The 21,805-nt window shown below is 57.8% G+C and carries 18 protein-coding genes and 1 tRNA gene; 10 read left to right on the top strand and 9 right to left on the bottom strand.

Features of this window, described 5'->3' with window-relative positions; genetic code table 11:
- Window positions 1–42 precede the first annotated feature (42 nt).
- Complete coding sequence (locus ACSSVV_RS16970) at window positions 43–1,449, bottom strand: 3-oxoacyl-ACP reductase (RefSeq protein WP_022991640.1); 1,407 nt, start codon at window positions 1,447–1,449, stop codon at window positions 43–45.
- Window positions 1,450–1,640: 191 nt separating this feature from the next.
- On the opposite strand from ACSSVV_RS16970, the gene ACSSVV_RS16965 reads away from it, so the two are divergent.
- The 3 genes from ACSSVV_RS16965 (at window position 1,641) to ACSSVV_RS16955 (ending at window position 3,869) form a co-directional block, all read left to right on the top strand.
- Window positions 1,641–2,957, top strand: a complete 1,317-nt coding sequence (locus ACSSVV_RS16965) for an acetyl-CoA C-acetyltransferase (RefSeq protein WP_023009846.1) — start codon at window positions 1,641–1,643, stop codon at window positions 2,955–2,957.
- Between the two features lie 108 nt (window positions 2,958–3,065).
- Window positions 3,066–3,142: transfer RNA gene (locus tag ACSSVV_RS16960), tRNA-Met, on the top strand.
- 283 nt (window positions 3,143–3,425) lie between these two features.
- Complete coding sequence (locus ACSSVV_RS16955) at window positions 3,426–3,869, top strand: fibronectin type III domain-containing protein (protein WP_454106617.1); 444 nt, start codon at window positions 3,426–3,428, stop codon at window positions 3,867–3,869.
- 14 nt (window positions 3,870–3,883) lie between these two features.
- Here ACSSVV_RS16955 and ACSSVV_RS16950 read toward each other — a convergent pair whose 3' ends face one another.
- From ACSSVV_RS16950 to ACSSVV_RS16935, 4 genes are all read right to left on the bottom strand, one after another.
- Window positions 3,884–6,448 (bottom strand): CHASE2 domain-containing protein, encoded by a 2,565-nt coding sequence (locus tag ACSSVV_RS16950; protein WP_454106616.1) that lies wholly within the window; start codon window positions 6,446–6,448, stop codon window positions 3,884–3,886.
- A 21-nt stretch (window positions 6,449–6,469) separates the two neighbouring features.
- Window positions 6,470–8,104: a FecR domain-containing protein gene (locus ACSSVV_RS16945; RefSeq protein WP_454106615.1), complete on the bottom strand. Its 1,635-nt coding sequence runs from the start codon at window positions 8,102–8,104 to the stop codon at window positions 6,470–6,472.
- The gene (locus tag ACSSVV_RS16940) at window positions 8,097–8,825 is read right to left on the bottom strand and encodes a response regulator transcription factor (protein ID WP_369611821.1); all 729 of its coding nucleotides are present in this window, start codon (window positions 8,823–8,825) and stop codon (window positions 8,097–8,099) included. Before ACSSVV_RS16940 ends, ACSSVV_RS16945 begins: the two co-directional genes overlap by 8 nt.
- Before the next feature lie 112 nt (window positions 8,826–8,937).
- Entirely contained in the window at window positions 8,938–11,106 is a 2,169-nt protein-coding gene (locus ACSSVV_RS16935) for a DNA topoisomerase III (protein WP_454106614.1), read from the bottom strand.
- Window positions 11,107–11,252: 146 nt separating this feature from the next.
- On the opposite strand from ACSSVV_RS16935, the gene ACSSVV_RS16930 reads away from it, so the two are divergent.
- Window positions 11,253–11,609, top strand: a complete 357-nt coding sequence (locus ACSSVV_RS16930; protein WP_014421985.1) for a BolA family protein — start codon at window positions 11,253–11,255, stop codon at window positions 11,607–11,609.
- Window positions 11,606–12,229 (top strand): L-threonylcarbamoyladenylate synthase, encoded by a 624-nt coding sequence (locus ACSSVV_RS16925; protein ID WP_286895813.1) that lies wholly within the window; start codon window positions 11,606–11,608, stop codon window positions 12,227–12,229. The genes ACSSVV_RS16930 and ACSSVV_RS16925 overlap by 4 nt, the downstream gene beginning before the upstream one ends.
- A 23-nt stretch (window positions 12,230–12,252) precedes the next feature.
- On the opposite strand, the gene ACSSVV_RS16920 is transcribed toward ACSSVV_RS16925, so the two are convergent.
- Window positions 12,253–12,909 carry a hypothetical protein gene (locus ACSSVV_RS16920; protein WP_454106613.1) on the bottom strand — a complete coding sequence of 219 codons (657 nt, stop codon included), beginning with the start codon at window positions 12,907–12,909 and terminating at the stop codon, window positions 12,253–12,255.
- 264 nt (window positions 12,910–13,173) lie between these two features.
- On the opposite strand from ACSSVV_RS16920, the gene ACSSVV_RS16915 reads away from it, so the two are divergent.
- Window positions 13,174–14,790 carry a methyl-accepting chemotaxis protein gene (locus ACSSVV_RS16915; protein WP_288589614.1) on the top strand — a complete coding sequence of 539 codons (1,617 nt, stop codon included), beginning with the start codon at window positions 13,174–13,176 and terminating at the stop codon, window positions 14,788–14,790.
- 23 nt (window positions 14,791–14,813) lie between these two features.
- Here ACSSVV_RS16915 and ACSSVV_RS16910 read toward each other — a convergent pair whose 3' ends face one another.
- From ACSSVV_RS16910 to ACSSVV_RS16900, 3 genes are read right to left on the bottom strand one after another with little or no spacing between them, the layout of a single operon-like run.
- The gene (locus ACSSVV_RS16910; RefSeq protein ID WP_286893141.1) at window positions 14,814–15,461 is read right to left on the bottom strand and encodes an MBL fold metallo-hydrolase; all 648 of its coding nucleotides are present in this window, start codon (window positions 15,459–15,461) and stop codon (window positions 14,814–14,816) included.
- A complete protein-coding gene (locus ACSSVV_RS16905; RefSeq protein WP_014421980.1) occupies window positions 15,452–15,709 on the bottom strand; it encodes a DUF2442 domain-containing protein in 258 nt (85 codons plus the stop codon). Before ACSSVV_RS16905 ends, ACSSVV_RS16910 begins: the two co-directional genes overlap by 10 nt.
- Window positions 15,710–15,753: 44 nt before the next feature.
- A complete protein-coding gene (locus ACSSVV_RS16900; protein WP_286893144.1) occupies window positions 15,754–15,975 on the bottom strand; it encodes a DUF4160 domain-containing protein in 222 nt (73 codons plus the stop codon).
- Window positions 15,976–16,046: 71 nt separating this feature from the next.
- On the opposite strand from ACSSVV_RS16900, the gene ACSSVV_RS16895 reads away from it, so the two are divergent.
- The 4 genes from ACSSVV_RS16895 to ACSSVV_RS16880 are packed head-to-tail and all read left to right on the top strand — an operon-like array spanning window position 16,047 to window position 21,800.
- The gene (locus ACSSVV_RS16895; protein WP_286893146.1) at window positions 16,047–16,829 is read left to right on the top strand and encodes a Wadjet anti-phage system protein JetD domain-containing protein; all 783 of its coding nucleotides are present in this window, start codon (window positions 16,047–16,049) and stop codon (window positions 16,827–16,829) included.
- Complete coding sequence (locus ACSSVV_RS16890; protein WP_454106612.1) at window positions 16,822–19,764, top strand: hypothetical protein; 2,943 nt, start codon at window positions 16,822–16,824, stop codon at window positions 19,762–19,764. Before ACSSVV_RS16895 ends, ACSSVV_RS16890 begins: the two co-directional genes overlap by 8 nt.
- Window positions 19,757–21,184, top strand: coding sequence for a hypothetical protein (locus tag ACSSVV_RS16885; RefSeq protein ID WP_454106611.1), 1,428 nt, complete (start codon window positions 19,757–19,759; stop codon window positions 21,182–21,184). Before ACSSVV_RS16890 ends, ACSSVV_RS16885 begins: the two co-directional genes overlap by 8 nt.
- Window positions 21,177–21,800 (top strand): condensin complex protein MksE, encoded by a 624-nt coding sequence (locus ACSSVV_RS16880; protein WP_454106610.1) that lies wholly within the window; start codon window positions 21,177–21,179, stop codon window positions 21,798–21,800. Before ACSSVV_RS16885 ends, ACSSVV_RS16880 begins: the two co-directional genes overlap by 8 nt.
- Window positions 21,801–21,805: the final 5 nt, after the last annotated feature.

The raw sequence follows: 21,805 nt of genomic DNA, 5'->3' as shown, positions 1-21,805 counted from the left end.
GGGTTACCCTGACCGGCCTCTTCCTGAAGTGTCTTTTCTGAATTACTTGCCGATCAGGGACTGGCCACATACCCGAACCACGTTCCCGTTCACGCCCGCAGACGCAGGGTTGCAGTACCAGGCGATAGCCTCGGCCACATCAACCGGTTGCCCTCCCTGAGACAGGCTGTTCATGCGTCGACCGGCCTCACGGATGGTAAACGGCATGGCGGCGGTCATCTGGGTCTCAATAAAGCCCGGGGCAATGGCATTGATGGTGATGCCGTTCTTCAGATGACGGGCCATGGCTTCGACATAGCCGATCACGCCGCTTTTGGCGCAGGAGTAGTTGGTCTGGCCGAAATTGCCTGCGATGCCGCTGATCGAAGAAATGCAGACGATGCGGCCGTTTTCCCGTATCAGTTTGCGCTCAGCCAGTTCCTCGTCAATCAGCTCTTCTGCGGTCAGGTTGACGGCAATGGTCATATCCCAGAAATGTTCGGGCATGTTGCCTAGGGTTTTGTCTCTGGTGATGCCGGCGTTGTGGATGACGAAGTCGACACCGCCGGTTTCCTTTTCGATAAAGTCTGCGATCAGCTTTGGCGCCTTTTCGTCGGTGATGTCGCAGGCGAGCGCCTTGCCTTTCAGAGCGCCGGTTACTTTCTGCAATTCCTCGAGTGCCGGCGGAATGTCGAGCCCGATGACGGTTGCCCCATCTCTGGCGAGGGTTGCAGCGATAGCGGCGCCAATGCCTCGGGACGCGCCGGTCACCAGGGCCACTTTGCCTGCCAATGGTGCGACCGGATTGGTGGCTTTGGCTTCGTCGGCTTTGCCGATGCGAACCACCTGCCCGGAGACGTAGGCTGAGCGTGGCGACAGGAAGAACCGAACCGAGGAATCCAGCTGGTTTTCAGCATTGGGTGCTATCCAGACCAGGTTCGCGGTAGCGCCCTTTTTGCCGATCTCTTTGCCAACGGCTCGTACGAAGCCTTCCAGTGCCTGTTGTGCAGCGGCCTGGGGCGCCTTGCGGCAAGTGTGCGGGTCCTGGCCAATCACCAGAACCCGGCCATTCGTCGCCAGTTTCCGGATAGTGGGGTGGAAAAAGTCATACAGGGCGCGCAATTCATCCGGTTTCTGCAGGCCGGACGCATCGAAAATCAGTGCCGAGAACTTGCCGGAGACCTCGCCGGTGATATCCAGTGCCTGAGCCTTGTTGCTTGTCTTGGCCGATTCGGCCAGGGTTTCCGGCCCGGTGGCGTGGTGCAGGGTGGCCGGGCTGGCGCCAACAATGCTGCCAAGGGTGGCGATGGCGCGGGCACCATTGCCGGCTCCAATGAGGACGTCGCCCTCAATAAAAGGCTGATCCACTCGCTTGAGGCGTTTCAGCGGGGCCGGTGACGGCAAGCCAAGAGACTGGGCGGCGGTTTTTCCCACCGGGGTATTCACGAGTTTGAGGTAGAGGTCAGACATGTTTTCTTCCTTGTGCATCTGGTTGATTGCAAATTAGCCTAAAGGGTAAGGAATCTTCCAGCTATTGTATTGACTGAACGCAGGTTGTGCGTTGTCAGAGTTGCCAATGAGAGACTGCCGTCAGGCGCTAGACTCATCAACAGTATCGGTGAACCGAAACAGAATCATCTGACTCACAAGGAAACACAGCGATGGCACAGGCAAAGAAAACCTCATCACCCGTGAAAGGGGCAAGCCAGGGCATTCGACGGGTTGCCGTTATTGGCGGTAACCGTATTCCGTTTGCCCGCTCCAATACTGCCTACAGCAAGATCAGTAACCAGGAATTGTTGACTTCGGCGCTTCGTGGGCTGGTGGATCGCTTTAATCTGGACGGCATGAAAATGGGCGAAGTGGTCGCGGGCGCCGTGATCAAGCATTCCAGGGACTTCAACCTGACTCGTGAATCGGTTCTCAGCTGTGGTCTGGCACCTGAAACACCGGCCTACGATATCCAGCAAGCCTGCGGAACCGGCCTGGAAGCCGCGATTCTGGTGGCGAACAAAATCGCGTTGGGGCAGATCGAGTGCGGCATTGCCGGCGGCACCGATACCACGTCTGATGCGCCGATCGGGGTGGGCGAAGGGCTCCGGGAAATCCTGCTGGACCTCAACCGTGCCAAGACCACCAAGGAGCGCCTGAAAATTCTTGGCCGTTTCCGGCCGAGCCATCTGGTGCCGGAGATTCCGGAGAACGGCGAGCCCCGTACAGGCATGTCCATGGGGGACCACTGCCAGGTGACTGCCAAAGAATGGAGTATCGCCCGTGAAGATCAGGATCGCCTGGCCTGGGAGAGTCATCAGAAGCTGGCAAAGGCCTACGAGGAGGGCTTTTTCGACGATCTGATGACTCCCATGGCCGGTCTCGATAAAGATAATATCCTGCGTCCGGACACCACGCTGGAAAAACTGGCCACCCTCAAGCCCTGTTTTGATCGGGAAAACGGCACCATGACTGCAGCCAACAGCACGGCGCTGACCGATGGCGCGTCGGCAGTGCTGTTGGCCAGCGAAGAGTGGGCAAAGGCCCATAACATGGATGTCAAAGCCTGGCTGACCTTCTCCGAAGTGGCTGCTGTGGATTTCGTCGACAAGAAAGAGGGCCTGCTGATGGCGCCAGCCTATGCCGTACCCCGGATGCTGGAAAGGGCCGGCCTGACCCTTCAGGATTTCGACTTCTATGAGATTCACGAGGCATTTGCGGCACAGGTTTTATCTACCCTGAAAGCCTGGGAAGATCCGGGATTCTGCAGGGAGCGCCTCGGGCTGGAAAAACCATTGGGCACCATTGATCGCGACAAGCTGAACGTGAAGGGTTCGAGTCTGGCCACGGGGCATCCGTTTGCCGCGACCGGAGGCCGTATTGTCGCCACGCTGGCCAAGCTGCTGGAGCAGAAAGGTAGTGGTCGTGGCCTGATCTCAATCTGCGCCGCTGGCGGCCAGGGCGTGACGGCAATTCTGGAGCGCTGATCCGGGCGGGATAGGTAATAACCGAAATCCTCTTTGACAGCTGGCGGCCAGAGCTATAGTATTCGCGCCACGTTGATCGGGCCTCTACCTGATTGATGAAAAGTTTGATGCGGGATGGAGCAGTCTGGTAGCTCGTCGGGCTCATAACCCGAAGGTCGTTGGTTCGAATCCAGCCCCCGCTACCAATCCAGAAAAGCCAGCTTTTGCTGGCTTTTCTCGTTTCCGGGGCCAGTGTTTTATTCTGGCCCTGATTCTTGCAAGGCAGGCCAGTTTTACTGGTCTGCCTTTTTTGTTTCCGCTTCTCTGCGATGTGCCGGTGTCCCCTCAATTCCTTTCGATTTCCGTCTTGCATTATGGTGACGGAAAAATGACGATTTTTTATCTATAAAAATGACATTTATCGCATCATCATCGGCGTCGATTTTATAGAATTTCACAAAATCGACGGAAATATGGTGGTGAATAACCGTGAAACGCGTCATTTATATGTCAAGGGCATGGATTGCCGCGTTGTTGGTAGGGATGGTGCTCGCGGGGTGCGGCGGCGGTGGTTCCGGGGGTAGTGAATCCGCGACTCAATCTGGCAGCCTACCCAATACCGGAAGTAGTGTTGGCAGTGCTCAGCCGGTTGCAGAGCGCTCTGCTGTATTGAGCTGGTCTGCGCCTATGACTCGTGTAAACGGTGAGTCGATCGCAATGGGAGAGCTGGACAGATACGTGATTCGTTACGGGCAGGATGCTAATGATCTGTCCAGAGAGATCACCGTAGATGGTGCCAGTGGTGAGGCAGAGATGTCCTATGTGGTCGATAATCTTGATGCGGGTACCTGGTATTTCACCATCCAGGTTCAGGACACTGCCGGTCTTCTGAGTGAGCCTTCTGAGACGGTCAGCAAGACCATCCAGTCCTGAGCAGGCATACCGGTTCAGAACATCGGGTCTGCGATTGGTAGCTTCAGAGTGAAAGTGGTGCCTTCGCTCGGCCGTGAGTCGACGTTGATCTCCCCTCGGTGTTTTTCCACCACCGTTTTAACGAACGAAAGCCCCAGGCCGGTGCCATGCGCTCCGGCTATCTCGCTGCGCTTCTGTCGATGATAGCGGTCGAACAGTAAAGGCAGTTCCTCCGGATCAATGCCATAGCCCTCGTCTGATATGGCCAGACAGGCCAGATGCGCTGCCTGATAGACGTGAACGCTGACTGCAGAGTCCGGGGGGCTATATTGCACGGCGTTGGTCAAAAGGTTGATGACGGCCCGTTCCAGAAGTTCGGCGTTGCCTTTCAGCCAGAGGTCTTCGGTACCGTTCAGCACGATCGAAATGCCTTTTTCCTGGGCCTGCTCGCACACACTGTCCCGAGCGTTCTCAACAATCGCCAGAAATTCGCATTCGTAGAACCGGGTTTCGGTCAGTTGCTCGGCGCGAGCCAGCTGCACAAACTCTTCGGCCAGATGATAGCTACGCCGCGCCAGCCGCCCCAACTGGTCGAGTTGGTTGGCGTCAATATGGCTGGGATCCCGTTTCAGTTGTTCAATCAGGGCCAGCTGAGAGACCAGAGGTGAGCGAACATCGTGTGAGATGAAGTCGATCGCCTCACGATGCTGCCGTTGCTGCTCCCGGAGTTCGGAGATGTCTGAGATGTTGGCAATAATGCCAAACTGGCGACTGTTTTGCAGGGCAAAAGGTGCCAGGTGGATGAGAAAATCTTTACCGTTCAATGTCAGGTCTACGGTTCGGCTTTGTCTCAGGGTCAGCGCCTCTGAAATGGTTTCGAACCAGGGCGGCAAGTCCCGGGGGTCGTGGCCATCAAGGAGGGTGGCCAGGGGCATGCCGCTGAGGCTTGGCATAGGCTCGCAAAACCAGTCTTCAATGTGACGGTTGGTAAACCGTATAACGCCTAATTCATCGGTCACGATGATGCCATCGGGCATGTGCTCGAAGCTGTGGCGAATAAACGCCTGCATTTCTGCCAGCTTCTGGGTGGCAATGCGCACTTTCTCGATCCGGGCCGAAATGTTTTCCCGGGGCCCCTTCTGGCGTTCACTGTCTGCATGGGGCTCCAGCTCCAGCTGGTTCAGATAGCGCTGGATGACCTCCCGACTGAGGTCGTTCGGCAGTGTCAGGCCGAGCAGGTAGCTGGTGCCGCCACGAATCAGCGTTATCCAGCTTTGGTTCTGCTGGTGTTCCCACCGTCCTGGCGTTTCGGTGGGTGGGGCCTGGGCAAGGGTCATTTCCTGTACTTCCAACAGGTCATCCTCTGCTGCCAGCAGCCATCCGGGTGGGTGGAACAGCGCACGCAAGTGCATCAGTAGTTGGTGAGGATGCCGGTTCGAAGGTTCAGGGAGGGATAGCCGCGGCGTTCTGGTCATCTCGTCCAGTTGCCGGTTGAGAAAGCGATTGGTCATGGCAAGCCGGAGTGCACTGGCAATGGGCATCGCGGCCATCGGCAGAATCAGGGCGTTGGCTACGGACAGCTGAACCCGGGCCCCAATTAGCAGCAATACATAACCAGCTACCAGTCCTGCGGCAATGGTTGCACATGCCAGCAAGGTGGCAGCAGGGCGCAGGCGAGGAAGAAGCAGAGCTAACAACAACAGCACGAGCAGGTTCAGTGCGGGTGCTACCCAGGGCTCCGCCGGCACGATCAGTATATTCTGCTTACTCGCGGAATAGACATTGGCATGGAATTCCACCCCGGACATTGGTCGGCTCAGACCGGAAAACGGCGTTGGCAGTATGTCGCCAAACCCCGCAGCGGTAGCGCCGACCAGAACGGTTTTGCCGGCAAACTCCTGCGGTGAGGGCGGGTGGCTCAGCACGCTCGCGTAGGAGTAGGTGGGTAAGGTGCCGGCCCCGCCTGCCAGGGGCACCAGCCGATAATCCTCCCGGACGTTGATGTAGTTCGGCAATTGCGCCTGCATCTGATTCGATATTGGCAGGTGAGCGGCGAGTGACAGGGTCGGCCATAATCGGCCGGCAAGGCCGTTGTACAGATAGAGCCCGCGGGCGACGCCATCTGTGTCCAGCTCGATATGGGCATGCCCGATTGCCCCTGCGGCACCTGCCAGGCTGGGTGTGGGGAGTTGTTCACTGATCAGCCGTTCCCGGGTTGGAGCGGTAAGATAGGCTGGCAGAACAACGTTGCTATGGCGGGCCATGGCGCTAGCCAGTTCCTCATCGCCCGGCCCGGCTTCCGGAAACAGGATGTCGAGTACAATGGTTTCTGCGCCCGCTTGCCGCAAGGTGTCGATCAGCGAGGCATGCAGACTTCGGTCCCAGGGCCATCGGCCAACCTGTTCCAGGCTGAACTCATCAATGGCAATGATGGCCACCGAATCATCCATGGGCGCTGGCCAGGTTGTGATCGCCCTGTCATACATCCAGTCATTGATTCGACTCGGCAGCTCAGTCGCCTGAATCAGTAGCAGGGTGGTGACGAGTAGCAGGCCCAAGGACCACGGTGTTGTTGTTATCGGTAACCAGTCCCTTCGCATCGGCCTTTTTGTCGTAGAAGGTTAGTCGAGATACAGCTCCCTGCCCGGGCCCCAGCGACTGGCAAGAGGGCCGTCAGAAAGCGCTTTGACGCGGACAAAATACCTTCTTCCGGGAATCAGGCGCAAGGCCGCAGTGGTATCGGCGATATCGGCTTCCTTGATGATATTGCGAAACGCCGGCTCTTCAGCCAGTTGCAGACGGTAATCCGTGGCGGTGTCGATGTTTTCCCAGAACACCCGAACCTGGCTGTCCAGATAGTTCACGCTGATAATCCGGACTGGCGGCAGAGTGCCGTTAACAACGATCTTGCGCGGTTCGGAGGTGGCAACAGAGCTGCCTCCCGCCTCCGTAACCACGCGCCAGTAATACTGGCCGGGGCTCAGGGGGCGCGACGGAAGCGCCTGGCTTTCCGGCGCCCACTCGCTGGTTGTCACCAACTGCCGGAAGCTGTCATCCTCGGCGATCTCCACCCGGGCAACTTCGTTGGCGCCATTAAGTTGCCAGCGGAATTCCGGCATGTCGTCGTTCACGCTCTCGCCATCAGCCGGTGCGGTGAGGTCCGGCTTTTTTGCCTGAAGGTCTACCTCAAGTTCCGCGGTACCGGGCATTCCGGCAATACCGCGCTGATCAATCGCGGCGAGCTGGATTTCGTAGCGGCCATTGTCAAGTTGGGCGATGTCGAAACGGGTACCAGCCACATCACGACTCTGCACCCAGGTGCCTGATGCCTGGTCGAAAATGTCCAGCCGATAGGCCGGGTAACCGCCTGCCTGCCAGGACAGTTCGGCCGGAAGCTGAGTAAGCACCGATGGCAAGGGATTCATGGTTGGCGCTGGCGGAAGTTGCCGAATATTCAGGGCGCCTCCGTTGGCGGTGGAAACACTCGCGCCATAGCCGGCTGGAATGCGGCGGGTGTTGCCTGGCTGGCCGAAGTCCACCACACCTTCGGTAACCTGCACGCTGCTGCCGTTGGTGGTGGCTTGAATGGCAAATACCGTACCCCGGACCGCGGCGACAGCGGATGGTGTTTCGATTTCGAAGCGGGCTCCGCCCTCAATGACCGGGCGAACACGGGTGTGAACCTCGCCCCGTTGCAGGCGAAGCCGGGTGTCGACCATGCCCGATTTGCCAAACTGGGTCAGGCGATTGAACATGAGGCGGGAGTTCGGGGAGATCCGGAGTTCCGAGCCGTCGGCCAGTTCAATGGTTGCCGATCCGGCACCGGAGAGAATTTCGTCGCCAACCCGGACAATCGAATCTTCGGACAGAGGGAGTTTTCGCCCATCCATTCCGGAGATCTGTTGCACGTTGCCGGTGACCGCAATCACCCGGGCCGGTTCGGGCTGACGTTTCAGCCAGTTTACGGGAATGCGCAGGGTATCCCCGGCGCCGAGTTTGGCGTTGCTGGCCAGGCCATTATGCTCCAGCAGTCGTTGCTGTGTGGTCTGCTGGGAAAGCAGCGTCTGGGTTATGCTCGCAACCGTATCACCCTGGCGTAAGGTATAAACCCACTCCGGGGCATTGTCCCGTTGTTGGCTGCCGGATACCGCAGAACCCCGTGCGATTGACAGCTCCGCGACAGTGGTCGCTGGTAACATGAACGCCAGTGCAAGGAAGGCCAGGGTTTTCAGGTGCTTGCTCAGAGCGTCAGGCATTTGCAGTGTCATCGTTCCGAATTTCGTTTGCGTCACCGGGCTTGATGGCTTCGAGCCGATAGCCTCGCTGGTAGATGGTCTTGATGCGAAATCCGTTTTCAGGGTTGAGCCCGAGCCTTCTGCGAAGGCGGCTCATATGCGTATCCACCGTGCGGGTATTGATGTCCCTGGTCAATCCCCACACCCGCTCCAGCAGCATTTCGCGGGTGAGCAGGCGGCCCTGGTTCTGGAACAGGAACAGGGTCAGGTCGAAGTCCTTGTCGGTGAGCGTTAGTGGCTCCCCGTGCAGGAGAATTATGCGTTGGTTGGTGTTGATCTCGAAGGGCCCGTAGACCAGAACCTCCTTTTCGATTTCCGGATTGCTGCGCCGGGCCAGTGCATTGATGCGGGCGACCAGCTCAGCCGCCCGTGCCGGTTTGGCGATATAGTCGTCGGCACCGGCATCCAGGGCGCGAACGATGTCGGTTTCACTGTCACGCTGGGTCAGGAAAATAGCGGGTACGGGCCAGTTAAGCTGTGCCCGGATGTTCTCCAGTACCTCGATTCCGGTCATGTCCGGAATCTGCCAGTCCAGAATGATCAGATCATAACTGCGGTGCAAAACGGCACCGAGAAACGATTGGCCGGTCGGAAAGCTGTCACAGTGATGTCCTTTCTCTGAAAGGATGGACTGGATGTGCTGCGCCTGTTCGTGTTCGTCTTCCAGCAGAGCAATGCGCATTAAGCCTGGCCCTCGATCGTGTTGCCTGGTTTATATACCGTAGCGCAGAGCCCTTGGTCAGACCCTGCAGTGTCGAGGATTATCCCAAAAAATGAGTTCCCGTTCAGTATCGTTATGTAGAATTCCGTAAGTCCACCGCTGGCCGGCCGTTGTGATCATCAACTGTTTGTCGGCAGCCGGGGAAATTGCTGCAGCCCCAGAACCAGCCTTTTTTGCTTTTTCGCCTTACCAGGGGTGAGAAACAGTGCGGGCAGGGCACCGGTTTCTGGCTGGTGCCGTCCTCGGGTTGATGTTCCTCCAGGGGCCGGGTTCCCTTGCAGGCGGGGTATCGGGTGCAGGCAAAAAATGCCCCGAACTTGCCCTCCCGTTCAACCATCGGCGCCCGGCATTTCGGGCAGTGGATGGCGGCGCCTGGTGTCTCTGTATTCACCAAACCCGCAGCGGGCGCTTTCGCCATGAATCCGCGGATTTCATTCTTGAGGGTCTCAAGAAAGACTCTGGGGTCCTCTTCGCCACGTCGAACGCCTTCGAGAGTGGCCTCCCAGACAGCGGTGCGATCCGGCGTACGAATGGATTCCGGTAGCGCAGCGATCAAGGTTTTCCCCTTGTCGGTGGCGCGGATGAAGCGTTTTTCCCGGAAAAGGTAATCGCGCCGGAACAGCGTATCGATAATGGCTGCACGAGTCGCTTCGGTGCCAAGGCCATCGGTTTCACGCAGTGTTTTTCTCAGCTCGTTGTCGGCGACAAAGCGGGCAATATTGGTCATGGCCGATAGCAGCGTGGCATCGGTGAAGTGTTGCGGAGGCTGGGTTTTGCGCTCGCTGGCCAGGGCCCCACTGCAAAGCACCGGTTCATCTTTGTCCAGTCTGGGCAATGGTGCTTTTTCAGGCTCCTGCCCGGGTTCCCGCTTGCGGATTTCCAGCGTTTTCCAGCCTGGCTCGATCACGGCTGTCTCGGTGGCGCGAAAGCGATAGTCCTGAATCGCGACCGTCAGCCGGCCTTCCCGATGCACGGCGTCAGGTGCAAACTGCATCAGATAGAATCGACTGATCAGATCGTAGATTTTCTGTTCGGCCGAAGACAGCTTGCCGTTTGGTGCGGGCCGCACTGTGGGAATGATTGCGTGGTGGGCATCCACTTTTTGGTCATTCCAGGCGGCAGAGCGGCGTTCTGTACCGGTTTTCTCGCAGAATCCGGACAAATCCGGGGCGACACGGGCGATGGCACGAATCACCGCCTCCCGTTGGCTGAAATGCTCCTCTGGCAGGTAGCGGCTGTCTGACCTTGGGTAGGTAATCAGTTGATGGCGTTCGTACAGGTTTTGGGCGGTGTCGAGCACGTCTTTCGCGCCCATCCGGTATAGTCGTCCAGCCTCTATCTGGAGTGCAGACAACGACAGAGGTAACGGCGGCGGCTCCGGGCGATCGCGAAACCGGGCTTCATCAATTCTGCCGGGTCGACCGCTGATGGCGGCGACAATCTGCTCGGCTACCGACTTGTCCAGCAGCCGGTTTTCTTCATCCAGATGATCCTGAAATTCGTCACCGGGTAACCAGCGAGCAATGAACGGTCGCTGGTCGGCCTCCGGCTCGCTGGCCTGGAAGGTGGCTTCGACCCGGTACCAGGGCTTGGGCTGGAAGTGCTCGATGGTGTTGTCTCGATCCACCACCAGCCCCAACACCGGAGTTTGCACCCGACCCACGGAGAAGACGCCCTGTTCGCCCCGGGTTTGATAGCTGAGGGTATAAAACCGGGTGAGATTGATGCCATAGAGCCAGTCGGCCCGCTGTCTCGCCAGCGCAGAATGGGAGAGTGGGCGGAACTCCCGGTTGTCTCGGGGGTTCTGTATGGCGCGGGCTACCGCCTTGGGGGTAAGGTCGTTGATCAGTATCCGTTTTACCGGTGCCTTGGTGCCGAGATAGCGCAGGACTTCGTCGACCAGTAGTTGGCCTTCACGGTCGGGATCGCCGGCGTGGGTAATCAGGTCGGCCTTGCGAACCAGGGCTTCAAGAACTTTGAATTGCAGGCGCACGCTGTCCTTGGGCACCAGTTGCCAGGGTTCCGGGAACATGGGCAGGTCTTCAATGCGCCATTTTTTCCAGGCCGGGTTATAGCGCGCAGGCTCGGCGGGCTCCAGCAGGTGGCCTATACACCAGCTTACCGTGGCAGCATCTGGTCCTTTACCGCAGCGTATCCAGCCCTGGCCTTTCTCGTGGGGGCCGGGCAGTGCGGCGGCAATGGCCCTGGCCAGACTTGGCTTTTCGGCGATGTACAGGTGCATGGGTATCTGGGGATTGGTTGCTGGCAGGGGAATGTGTCGCTTTGAGGCTTTTGTGTCAAGGGCTTCGGGGTTCCGCGGCGTACTGTAGTAGACTGTTTACACAGCAGGTCGGGACATTGATGCTTAAAGTCCGAAGTAGGTGTTTTATGAAAGTACAGGAAAGCATAGAGGAAAAGCTGGTCGCGGGCTTTAACGCCAGCGTGATTTCTGTGGAGAACGAAAGCCATATGCATTCGGTGCCACCCAACTCTGAAACCCATTTCAAGGTAACGCTGGTGTCAGCGGATTTTGAAGGGCAGATGAAGGTGCGGCGCCACCAGGCAATTTACAAGGTTCTGGCGGATGAACTGGCGGGGCCGGTGCATGCTCTGGCATTGCATCTGTATACGCCGGAAGAGTGGACGGCCAGTGGTCAGGCGTCTCCGGTTTCGCCCAACTGTATGGGCGGGTCGAAAGGTGATGCAGCAATGGACAAGAAGCTTCAACAAGGAGCTAATGGATGAGCCAGTTTTTTCAGATTCACCCGGAAACACCGCAAAAGCGTCTGATCAAGCAGGCGGTGGAGATTTTGCGCAAGGGTGGGGTGATTGTCTATCCCACCGATTCAGGTTACGCCCTGGGCTGTCACCTTGGTGACAAGCAGGCGGCAGACCGTATCAAGCGGATTCGGCGCCTGGACGACAAGCACAACTTCACCCTGGTGTGTCGTGACCTGTCAGACATCGGGGTTTATGCCAAGGTGGACAATACCCAATACCGGTTGCTGAAGAATTTTACCCCGGGCCCGTACACTTTCATTCTGGACGCGACCAGCGAGGTGCCTCGCCGTTTGTTGCATCCCAAGCGTCGATCTATCGGTATCCGGGTTCCGGACAATGAGATAGTCCGGGAGTTGCTGGGTGAGCTGGGTGAGCCGATTATGAGCAGCACCCTGATTCTGCCGGGCGAAACCGAACCGTTGACCGACCCTTACGACATCCGCGAGATCCTCGGGCATGAGCTCGATCTGATTATCGATGGCGGCTTCTGCGGTATGGAAGCCACCACGGTGGTTAACTTTACCGGTGATGTGCCCGAAGTTACGCGGGTGGGCAAGGGCGATCCGGCGCCGTTTCAGGTGTGAAATCGCTGCTTTGAACCCGGGCTTCAGGCCCGGGTGTTCAGGCTGAAGGCGTAGCGTTGCTGCGCTGTGATACCCGTCTCGGCGGGTGTGGCGGTGCGGCGAAGGCTGTCGTAGCGGTGAATGACGTCTTGCAGCCCGTTGAACTGCTGGTTCTCGCTGAGCAGTGAATCCAGCAGGGAATTGTTCACCCCATAAGCCTGATTGAGCTTGAGTGCGTTATCCATGAAATGCAGGGTGGGTTCGGTCACACTCAAGCGGCTCAGCGCCTCTCCAAAGCCCCGGTTGTTGTTGAGATCCTGTTGTATCCTCTCCCGCACCTGGTCGGGTATTTTACCGTCCAGCTGAATACTGCCTTGCTCGGTTTTGCTTACGCTCAATGCGGTTGCCGGGTGCACGTTGTACTCGGCAAGTTTGTGCCGCAGGGTTTCTCGAACGTAGGACAAATCCTGGGCAACCGTCTGTTTGTACTGGGTCAGTGGCAGTTGCCGGGTTTTCTGACTGGCCGGGTTGCGATCCTGCCTCTGGGATGGTGTGAATCGGTCGTCGTTGCTGCTCTGGGGCTCACCTGCGGCGGCGCCTTCATTGGTTTTACCGGCGGGTGCGTCAGTGCGCGGCGCACGGTTGTCCATGGCTTGCTGAAAACGCGTGCTGGCCTGTAATAGTGATGTCAGCAATGACATGGTTATCTCCCCTGAACGGAAAATCTCTGCCGGATATATCGGAATTAGCCCGTGATGCATCAGACCTAGCAGGTTTCGGGCCAACCTGACTTGCCTTCTGGTTTGAGTGTGCCGGGACGAATGTAAAACATTGCAACGAATGTCATAGAGCGGGCGTCGGGATGATCTGCGTCATAAAAAAATTGATTCATATCTATAAAGTTATGCGCCAATTCGCCGTCATTACTCTTGGATGTCCAGATCATCTTCCGTTGTCGGGGTCACATGAAAAAACAATACTCAATCCGTTTTCTGTTGCTGGCAGCACTGGCAGCGGCTTTCACCGTCATTCTCGTGTTTACGGTTGTTTACAGCGCCCAGTCCCAGCGAGCCCACCTCGAAGAGTACAGCCACAAATATGTGGACGGTCTGGCAAAGTCCTTTTTCGATGGCCTGAACACCATGATGGTGACAGGTACCATTAATAACCGCGATGTTCTGCGGGAGAAGGTGATGGCTCCCGAGGACGTACTGGATGTCCGGGTGATCCGCAGCGATCAGCTGAATGCCATGTACGGTGCAGGGAATGCCGCCGAACAACGCCGTGAGCCACTGGACATGAAAGCGTTGGATGGTGAGCGGGTAGAACACTATTCCGAGAACGACGCGGGTCGTGTCTACACGCTGATCGAGCCGGTCATTGCCAGCGAAAACTATCAGGGCGTGAACTGCCTCGGCTGTCACCAGGCCCAGGAAGGGGACGTGCTTGGCGCTATTCGAGTCGACTATTCTCTGGCGAAAAGTGACGCGCGCCTGCAGCAGCAGTTGATGGTGAGTGGCGGTATTCAGATTCTGATCTTTGTGGTTATTTTCATACTGACTGCCGTGGTATTGGGGCGGCTGGTGTTTTCCCGCTTGCGTCGGCTGCACGACCGAATGGATGAAATTTCCCGTAATTCGGATCTCTCCATTGAACTGGACGTAACCCGAAACGACGAGATCGGCTCGGTCTCCCGTGCTTTCAATCGGATGGTTGCAAAGATTCGCGCCAGCATGCATACCGTGATGGATAGCGCAGAGCAGGTGGAAGCGGCGGCCCGTACCATTGCCGGTAAAGCAGAGACCACAGAAAGGGAAGTTCTTGCCCAGAAAGAAAACACCGACCAGGTGGCCAGTGCGACCACTGAGATGGCGGCTTCCGCCGTGCAGGTTCGCGAGAATGCGGTGACCACCGCACGGAAATCTGCTGATACCGCCAAATCTGCAGAAACCGGGGAGAATCTGGTGCGAAATGCCGTGAAGGGTATTGAGTCTCTGAATGCAGAAGTGCAGAACGGAGCCCAGCGAATTGAGCAGCTGGATCAACGGACCACGGAAATGGCCTCACGGCTGGAGTTGATTTCCGAGATTGCAGACCAGACCAACCTGCTGGCCCTGAACGCGGCGATTGAAGCGGCCAGAGCCGGTGAGCAGGGCCGGGGCTTTGCTGTGGTCGCGGACGAGGTCCGGGCGCTTGCCTCGCGCACTCAGGCGTCTACTGAGGAGATTCGCCACACCATTGAGGGACTGAAGAAAGAGGTGGTGGATTGTGTCGGTACCATGCGCCATGCCTCGGAACTCGCCCAGCACCAGGTGGATTCAATTCTGAAAGTGGAAACCGAGCTGCAAACCATTGCTGCAGCCGTGCGTGAAATCACTGGCCTGAATGAAGAAATGGAAAGTGCGGCTAACGAGCAGAGTGAGGTGTCTGACTCCATCAATCAGAACGTGATTGAGATCAGCCGCTCTGCCGAGCAGACTTCCAGCGATGCCCAGGAGACCGCGCGGATTGCAGGGGATCTGCTGGCCATGGCGGAAACCCTGCGCAAAACCATCGAGCAGTTCCGCCTGTCCCAGAGCTGAAGTGGGCGATTTTACCGGGGCGTTCAGCCCCGGTGATCAGACACAAACGGATTGGTGGCTCGTTCCTGGCCGAACGTAGACATGGGCCCGTGGCCACAGATGAAGTTCACGTCATCCCCCAGAGGGAACAGCTTTTCCCGGATGGAGTGAATCAGGGTGTTGTAATCGCCTTTCGGGAAATCCGTGCGGCCAATGGAACCATTGAACAGCACGTCACCTACCTGGGCCAGTTTTGAGCCTCGATGGAAAAATACCACATGGCCTGGGGTGTGGCCCGGCGTGTGCAGTACTTCCAGGGTTTCATTGCCCACGGTGACGGTGTCGCCGTCTTCCAGCCAGCGATTGGGCGTGAACACCTCCGGCGCCGGAAACCCGAACATCTGTGCCTGCATGGCCAGGCCCTGAATCCAGAAGTTGTCGTCCTTGTGTGGGCCTTCAATGGGCAGCCCCGCGGATTTGGCCAGCTCCGCCGTGCCGCCGGCGTGATCTATGTGGGCGTGGGTGAGCAGGATCTTCTCCAGAATCACGCCTTCGTCCTCGGCTGCCGCCAGAATGCGATCCAGGTCCCCGCCAGGGTCCACCACCGCTGCTTTGTGGGTTTCGGTACACCAGAGCAGGGTGCAGTTTTGTTCAAAGGGGGTGACGGGTACGATCTTGTACTTCAGCGACATACTGTTCCAGTTTGTTCAGATTTGATTTTGCGGTAGAGAGCATCCGGGGCAATGTCTGCTTCATTGGGCCAGCAGATGGCTCCGAACTCATCAACCTTTGCTTGAGCAAAGAATGCCGGGTCTTTCAGGGGCTCGAACATCGGGCCAAACAAACGATCTGCAAGGCTGATCTCGCCGTGAGTACCATCATCGAAGGTGACGGCCAGTACGTAATCGGCCTTGGCTTCCACATGGGTGACTCTGGGCATGCTGTTCATTCCAATGGCTCTATCTTCTTCAGTGGCTGGTGCAGCTAGGCAAGGCGCCAGTCTGCGATAAGGTCCTGCCGGTGTTCAAAGGCCCATTCGATAACCATCGCTTTGGCTCTTTTGGGCAGTTTGCCCTCAACAATCTCCAGCGTTTCGATCAGAATGATGGCCTCGTGTTCCCCATAATAAGCGTGAAAATGGGGAGGATTATGGTCATCGTAATACATCCGTATCAGAATGCCGAAGAATTCACTGATGGTTGGCATGGGCCCTCCGTGGCTCATAAGGTGTCATATTTTGGTAGACCGATAATAACAATCTGCGAACAGGTGAGCTATTGAAGAACTACCTCCCGAAAATCCTTAAGGGCCAGGCGATCAACTACGAGGCCTTTCTGAAAAAACTGCCGGATGCCTTGCGCCGGCGGCATCGGGAACTTTTCGCCACTGAGAAAGTTGGCGTTAGTCGCTGGCGGGTAACTATCCTTGATGAAGTTGCATTTGCGGCGCTGCAGCAACAGGCCGCTTCGCCCGTTAGCAGAGTAGATGCGGCGAAGAAGGGCGATTCCCACCGCCACGGCACCGATGTGAGTTTTCTGCTGGTGTATCATCACGCCCTGACAGGCAACCGGCCGGATTCGGTGGTGATTACCGGAGATTCGGTGGATATCGGTTTTCGGCCAGCGCCCCGGGTGCTGGTGGTGGAGAACGAGCGAAATTTCTATTACTACCGCCAGATGCTGGCCTTTGCCGGTGACTGCCTGGGCCAGACAGTTGATCTCACAAACAGCGATGTCGTGCTCGGTGGCGGCAATCGGATTACCGGTACTGCGGATTTGAACTGGCTGACCGGTTACGATGAGGTGCTCTGCGCCTTTGATTACGATGCCGGCGGCCTGCAGATGTTTTCATCGGTGCGATCGGCACTGGGCGACAAGGCCTGCTATCTGCAGCCGGCTGACTGGCAACCTTGGCTGAGCCGTTTCCGCAAAACCCCGGACGCCACCGAAAGGTTTACAAAGGCCCTGTCGCTGGCGGAAGATCTGGGGTTTGTGTCGCTGGCGCAGGCCTTCCGGGCCACCGGCAAATTCATGGAGCAGGAGATGATTCTGGATGAGTGATTCACAGGCGAGCGCGAGCACCTTTAACTTCGGCATTCGCCGCCTGGTGTTGGTGGATTCCGCCGGCTTCTGTTACGTGGAAATTCCGGTGGACAACCACGGCCTGATTCTGGGGCCGGGCAACCTGGGCAAGTCCAGCCTTTTGAACAGCCTGCGCCTGTTCCTGTTGCCGGAAAACAACTTCAAGAACAGCCGCAAGAAATTTGCCTTCCGAAACGCCAGCGCCGGCAGCTTCTACACCAACGAGGAAAGCTACCAGCACTATTTCCCCAGTCAGTTCAGTTTCCTGATCATGGAAGCGGAGAACCCGGCCGGCACCCACTGCCAGATTCTGTACCGGGACAACGCCAGTCAGCTCAGCTATGGCCGTGCCTTTGTACCGGTAAGTTACGACCAGCTACGGCCGCTGTTCTGGGACGGCGACGATGAAGACGGCATTGGCCAGGCTGTGCCGGAGCTGTCGTTCAGCCGGTTGTCGGAAGCCCTGAAAAAGCTCTCCAAAGACACGAAACTGGTCAGCGACCCGGCCAAACTCAAATCCATGCTCTACAGCAGTGAGCTGATGAACGCCGACGCGGTTCGCTATTCTGTATTGCCGCTGGGGGAATCGGATGAGCGCCGGGTGCAGTCCCTGCGCACCCTGATTCTGCTGCTGTTCGAGATGAAAGCCGACGACCAGGCCATGGCCAATGCGGTGGCCAGCATCATCGAGGCGGACAAGAAGTTCGCCGATGACGCCTTTGATTTCAACATCGACGATTTCCTGAACCGCCACGACCAACTGAAACAGCAGCAAAGCCAGCTCAACCGAATCGAGAAGGAGCGACCAAGGTTTGAGAAGCTGAACCGGGACTACCAGGCCTACCAGAATCTGCTGCGCAGCCAGCACGAGTTCGCCGCCTTCCGGGACGGGGTGACCAACGCCTTGGCTGATATTGCTGCCAAACGCCGGGTAGCGCTGGAGGCGTATAACGAACAGAACGAAACTCTGCGCCACGTGCTGCAAACCCTGAAAAAACTGGAGCAGGATGCCAGCGGTTTGAAGGGCGAGATTCGCTCCGCAGATCGGCGTATCAAGCAGGCCGAACAGAGCCAGAAAGACGGTGAGCTGCTGATCTCGCAGTATGGCGACATGACCCTGCAGGAAATTGCCGAGATCCAGACCGAAGAACTGGAAAGCAAGAAAGGCCACCTTGCTGCCCTGAAAAGCGCCGCCCAGGCGGAGATCCGACTGGAGCAGATTCAGCGCAAGAAGCAGGAGCTGGAGCGCAAGCTGGATACTCTGAAAGACCGGGAAAGCAAACAGCAGTGGCAGCTGCAGAACCAGCTGGACGAAGCCACCGCCGCGCCATTGCGGGCGGTTGATCCCCGGCTGATGATGGCGAGCCCCGGCCAGGATCTGGATGCCGATAGCAAAGCCACCATTGAAGCCTTCGCTCGCTTGTTTGCCCCCAACGATCGCGGCTTTGACTGGTTTGATACTGAGTACCAGAGCCAGCCGGCCCGGCACACCAACTTTGCCGAGCAACGCCATCATATTGAAGGTGAGCTGCACGGCCTGGAGAAAGAACGCTCAGAGCTGGCCGACACCGCCAACCAGGAACACGACCGACCTCAGTTGATCGAGCGCACGGAGAAAGAAATCCGGTCTATCGAGAAAGATCTGGAAACGCTCCAGCGCTACCCGGCGGCGGCCACCACCCTGCGGGATGCCACCGAGGAGAAACAGGCGGCGGAAGAACAGCTTGCCAAGCTCGACGAGCAGGCCGGACTGGAGCAGGAAAAACAGGACGCGGTTCAGGCGAAAGCCACGAAAGCAAAAGCGGAGAAAGATCGCATCGAAGAGCGGGAGCGCGAGCTGGCGGCCCTGAGTAAAAGTGTCGGCACTGTGGAACACCGCTTCCCGCACCTGAGAGCGGTGGAAGCGGAGCAGCCGCTGAACATTGATCGCGTATCGGCGGCCGCCTTCGACAACCTGCAAAGCCAACTGGATGATCTGGAAGAGCGGCGCCGCAACATTCTCGACCACCTTCGCCAGTTTGTGTACCTGGGTATCCATGAAGACACCGAAGGCGAATTGCAGAAAGACAGCCCGGCATCATCTGTTATCCGAAGCACCTTCAAGAGCCTTTCAGATCTGTTCGCCGGCATGGCCGAGCGCTGGAGTGTACTGGAGCAGCAGGTTGGTATCCATAACGAAACTGTGGCCAGTTATCGTCAGGCCCTGAAATCCAATCATGAACACATCGCCCGCTTTGAGGCCCAGCTCAATCGGGAGCTGGACGGCGTTCGCATCAACGATCTGGTGGAAATCCGGGTGGATATTCACACCGATCCGAAATTCCGTAACTTGGTGGAAGAAGCCAACAACATTGATCCGTATGGCAATAAGCTTCAGTCCGATGCTTTCTACGACCGCCTTAGGGTGTTTGTAGCGGACTTTTTCGGGGAGCAGGGCGGCAGCAAGCGCCTCACCATGGACAAGGTAATCACCGGCATTTCCTACCGCACCCGCAAGGAGAACGCCGCCAATCTGGACAAGAAAGGCCAATCCACCTCTACTACCGCGCTGATCAACCTGGAGCTGGTTTACCGCCTGCTCAAGCGGGTGCTGTACCCTGGCGTGCAGCTGTCATTCCCCATGGTGCTCGACGAACTTGCCAGCGTGGATATCAGCCAGATGCCGTCGTTGCTGGAACGGCTGCGCAAGCAGGGATTCAACCTGTTCTCTGCCGCTACCCACAGCGCCAGCGCAGAAGTGATCTACCTGATTGGCCGGCACCTGGAAGTGGGGCAGATGCGCACCGCGCGGCCCTACAGCAAGGAACGCACTCTGGTGTTCTGGGGCGGCGCGGAAGGTTTTACTGGTGGTGAACCGCTGAGCCACTGGGCAGACCAGACCCAGAACAGCTTGCTGGAGCCGGTGGATGAGTAAACGCTTCAGCACCCTGGACACCACCCGGCTGCTGTTTGAGCACCCGAAAATCCTGTTCCGGATGATCGAGCGCATGGACCGCAATGAAGCCCGGTTCATCCGGGAAAGCGACCTGGTGGCCGAGGTGATGGATTACACTCGAGGCCTGGGCAAGGCCGATCGGGAGCGCGTGCGGCTGGCCCTGAACACCGACAATCTGTTTCGCAGTGGGCTGATCATCGACATCATCAAGGCCGACGGCGAACGCCGGCTGGTATTTCAGGACGCACTGATCAATCTGATGCGGGCCTGTAACGCCTCGCTCTACCAGGAGCTTACTGACGCCCGCCTGCGCGGCCATCTGGTGACTCTTCGGGATGTGCGCAATCGCCTGGAAACCAGCAGTTTCAGTGATGCTGATCCGGATTACACCGAGCTGCGGGACGATCTGAACGAGCGGGTCAGCCAACTGATCGGCCTGTTGCGCCAGAACGTGTTGCGCATGCAGACCATCAGTGCCCAGCTGGCGGACCTGTCCGGTGATGCCAGCCGGGCGCCGGAGAAGTACCTGGAGTTCCGCCAGAATCTGTTTGAGCAGATCGTGACCCTTTATGAACGCCATATCAAACCCACGCTGGTGTTCCTGAACCCGGACACCCGGCTGCCTGACGGCAGCAATCTGTTCGAAACCCTGGAAGCCATGGTGCGCCTGCTGGAGGGCCACGATGACCACAGCCTGGCGGATCAGCTGTTCCGTTCCTCTATCAGCCTGAACGCCCTGTACAAGCCCATTCAGGCGGTGGCCCAGGAGGTCGAACACTTCCTGCGCAAAACCCGCCGGGGTATGGCTCAGTACAACGCCATGGAGCATTTCTACGGCAAGCTGCGTGCGCTCAAAGACGACACCGAAACCCTCAGCCTGCGCCGAAAATGGCTCGAAGGCGGCGATTTTGCCCGCAGCACCGGCTTCCTGGTGGGCCTGCGGGCACAGCAGCGGCCCAAGCATTATGCCTTTGGCCAGTCGTCGAGCTACTACCAGTTGTTGTTCAGCGAACTGGAGCTGCGCCTGAGCGATCTGCGCCGCCAATCCGAAGTGCCGGTACTGCAGGAAGTGGCCGGAAGCGGCCGCGAAAGCCGGGTAGACCTTCAGCGCATCAACCAATTGTATAAGTGGCTGGAAACGCTGGAACTACGGCCCACGGCGGACCTGGTACGGGAGCTTCATGGTCGGCTGGACGGTTTTATTCCGGGCTATCGCTTCCCGGACCTGCTGGCGGCATTGAACCGGCTGGTTAATTCTCCGCCCGAGGGTATGCAGGTGACGACGACCAACCGCTTCCGCACCCTGGAACAGGCGCCGGACAGCGAGCAGTTTGTTTACCGAAAACGCCGCCTAGAAACCACTACGACCCACACCGAACAAGAGCCAGAACATGCCTGATTTCGTAGAAACCCGGGATGCAGAAAACAACCTGAACGAACCACAAGCCAGCAGCTTTGAGCAGATCCTGCCGGCTCACAGTGCTGCTATCTACCGGGAATTCCAGGCTGGCCGCGTGATCGTTCGGGATGTATGGGATGCCAACCGTTCCGAACTGCGGGCCAATCCGTTATACAACCTGCTATACAATCATCTTTCGCATTTCCGCACCTTCTATGAACACCTGGGCAGCGAACTGGTGTTCAACGAAACCGGCGCGTTTTTCTTCCTGAAAGAAAGCAGCGACGATGAAAGCGAAGAGCACGACGAAAATGCCTTCCGGGTGCAGGTGGTATTGCTTCTGATCGGCCGTTACTTTGCCCGAAGCGGCAGAGATCTGGATTACCTGGGGCGGCCGGAAGCCGGTTTAAACGAGCAGGATCTGGCAAATCTGGGGGCGGATGAGGAGTATCAGGACATCCTTCGGGCCGCCCGTTTCGAGAAAGGGTTGAGCGAAGCGCTGGATTACCTGGAAAAACGGAACCTGCTGTTTCGCTCCGGGGCGGGGCGCTATTTCCTCAGTTCCGCCGGCAGCTATTTCCTGCACCAGTTGGTACAGGAGTATGAGCAGAGTTAGTTGCC

Source organism: Marinobacter sp. MBR-105 (assembly GCF_053628895.1).
This window is presented reverse-complemented; position numbering and strand designations above follow the sequence as displayed.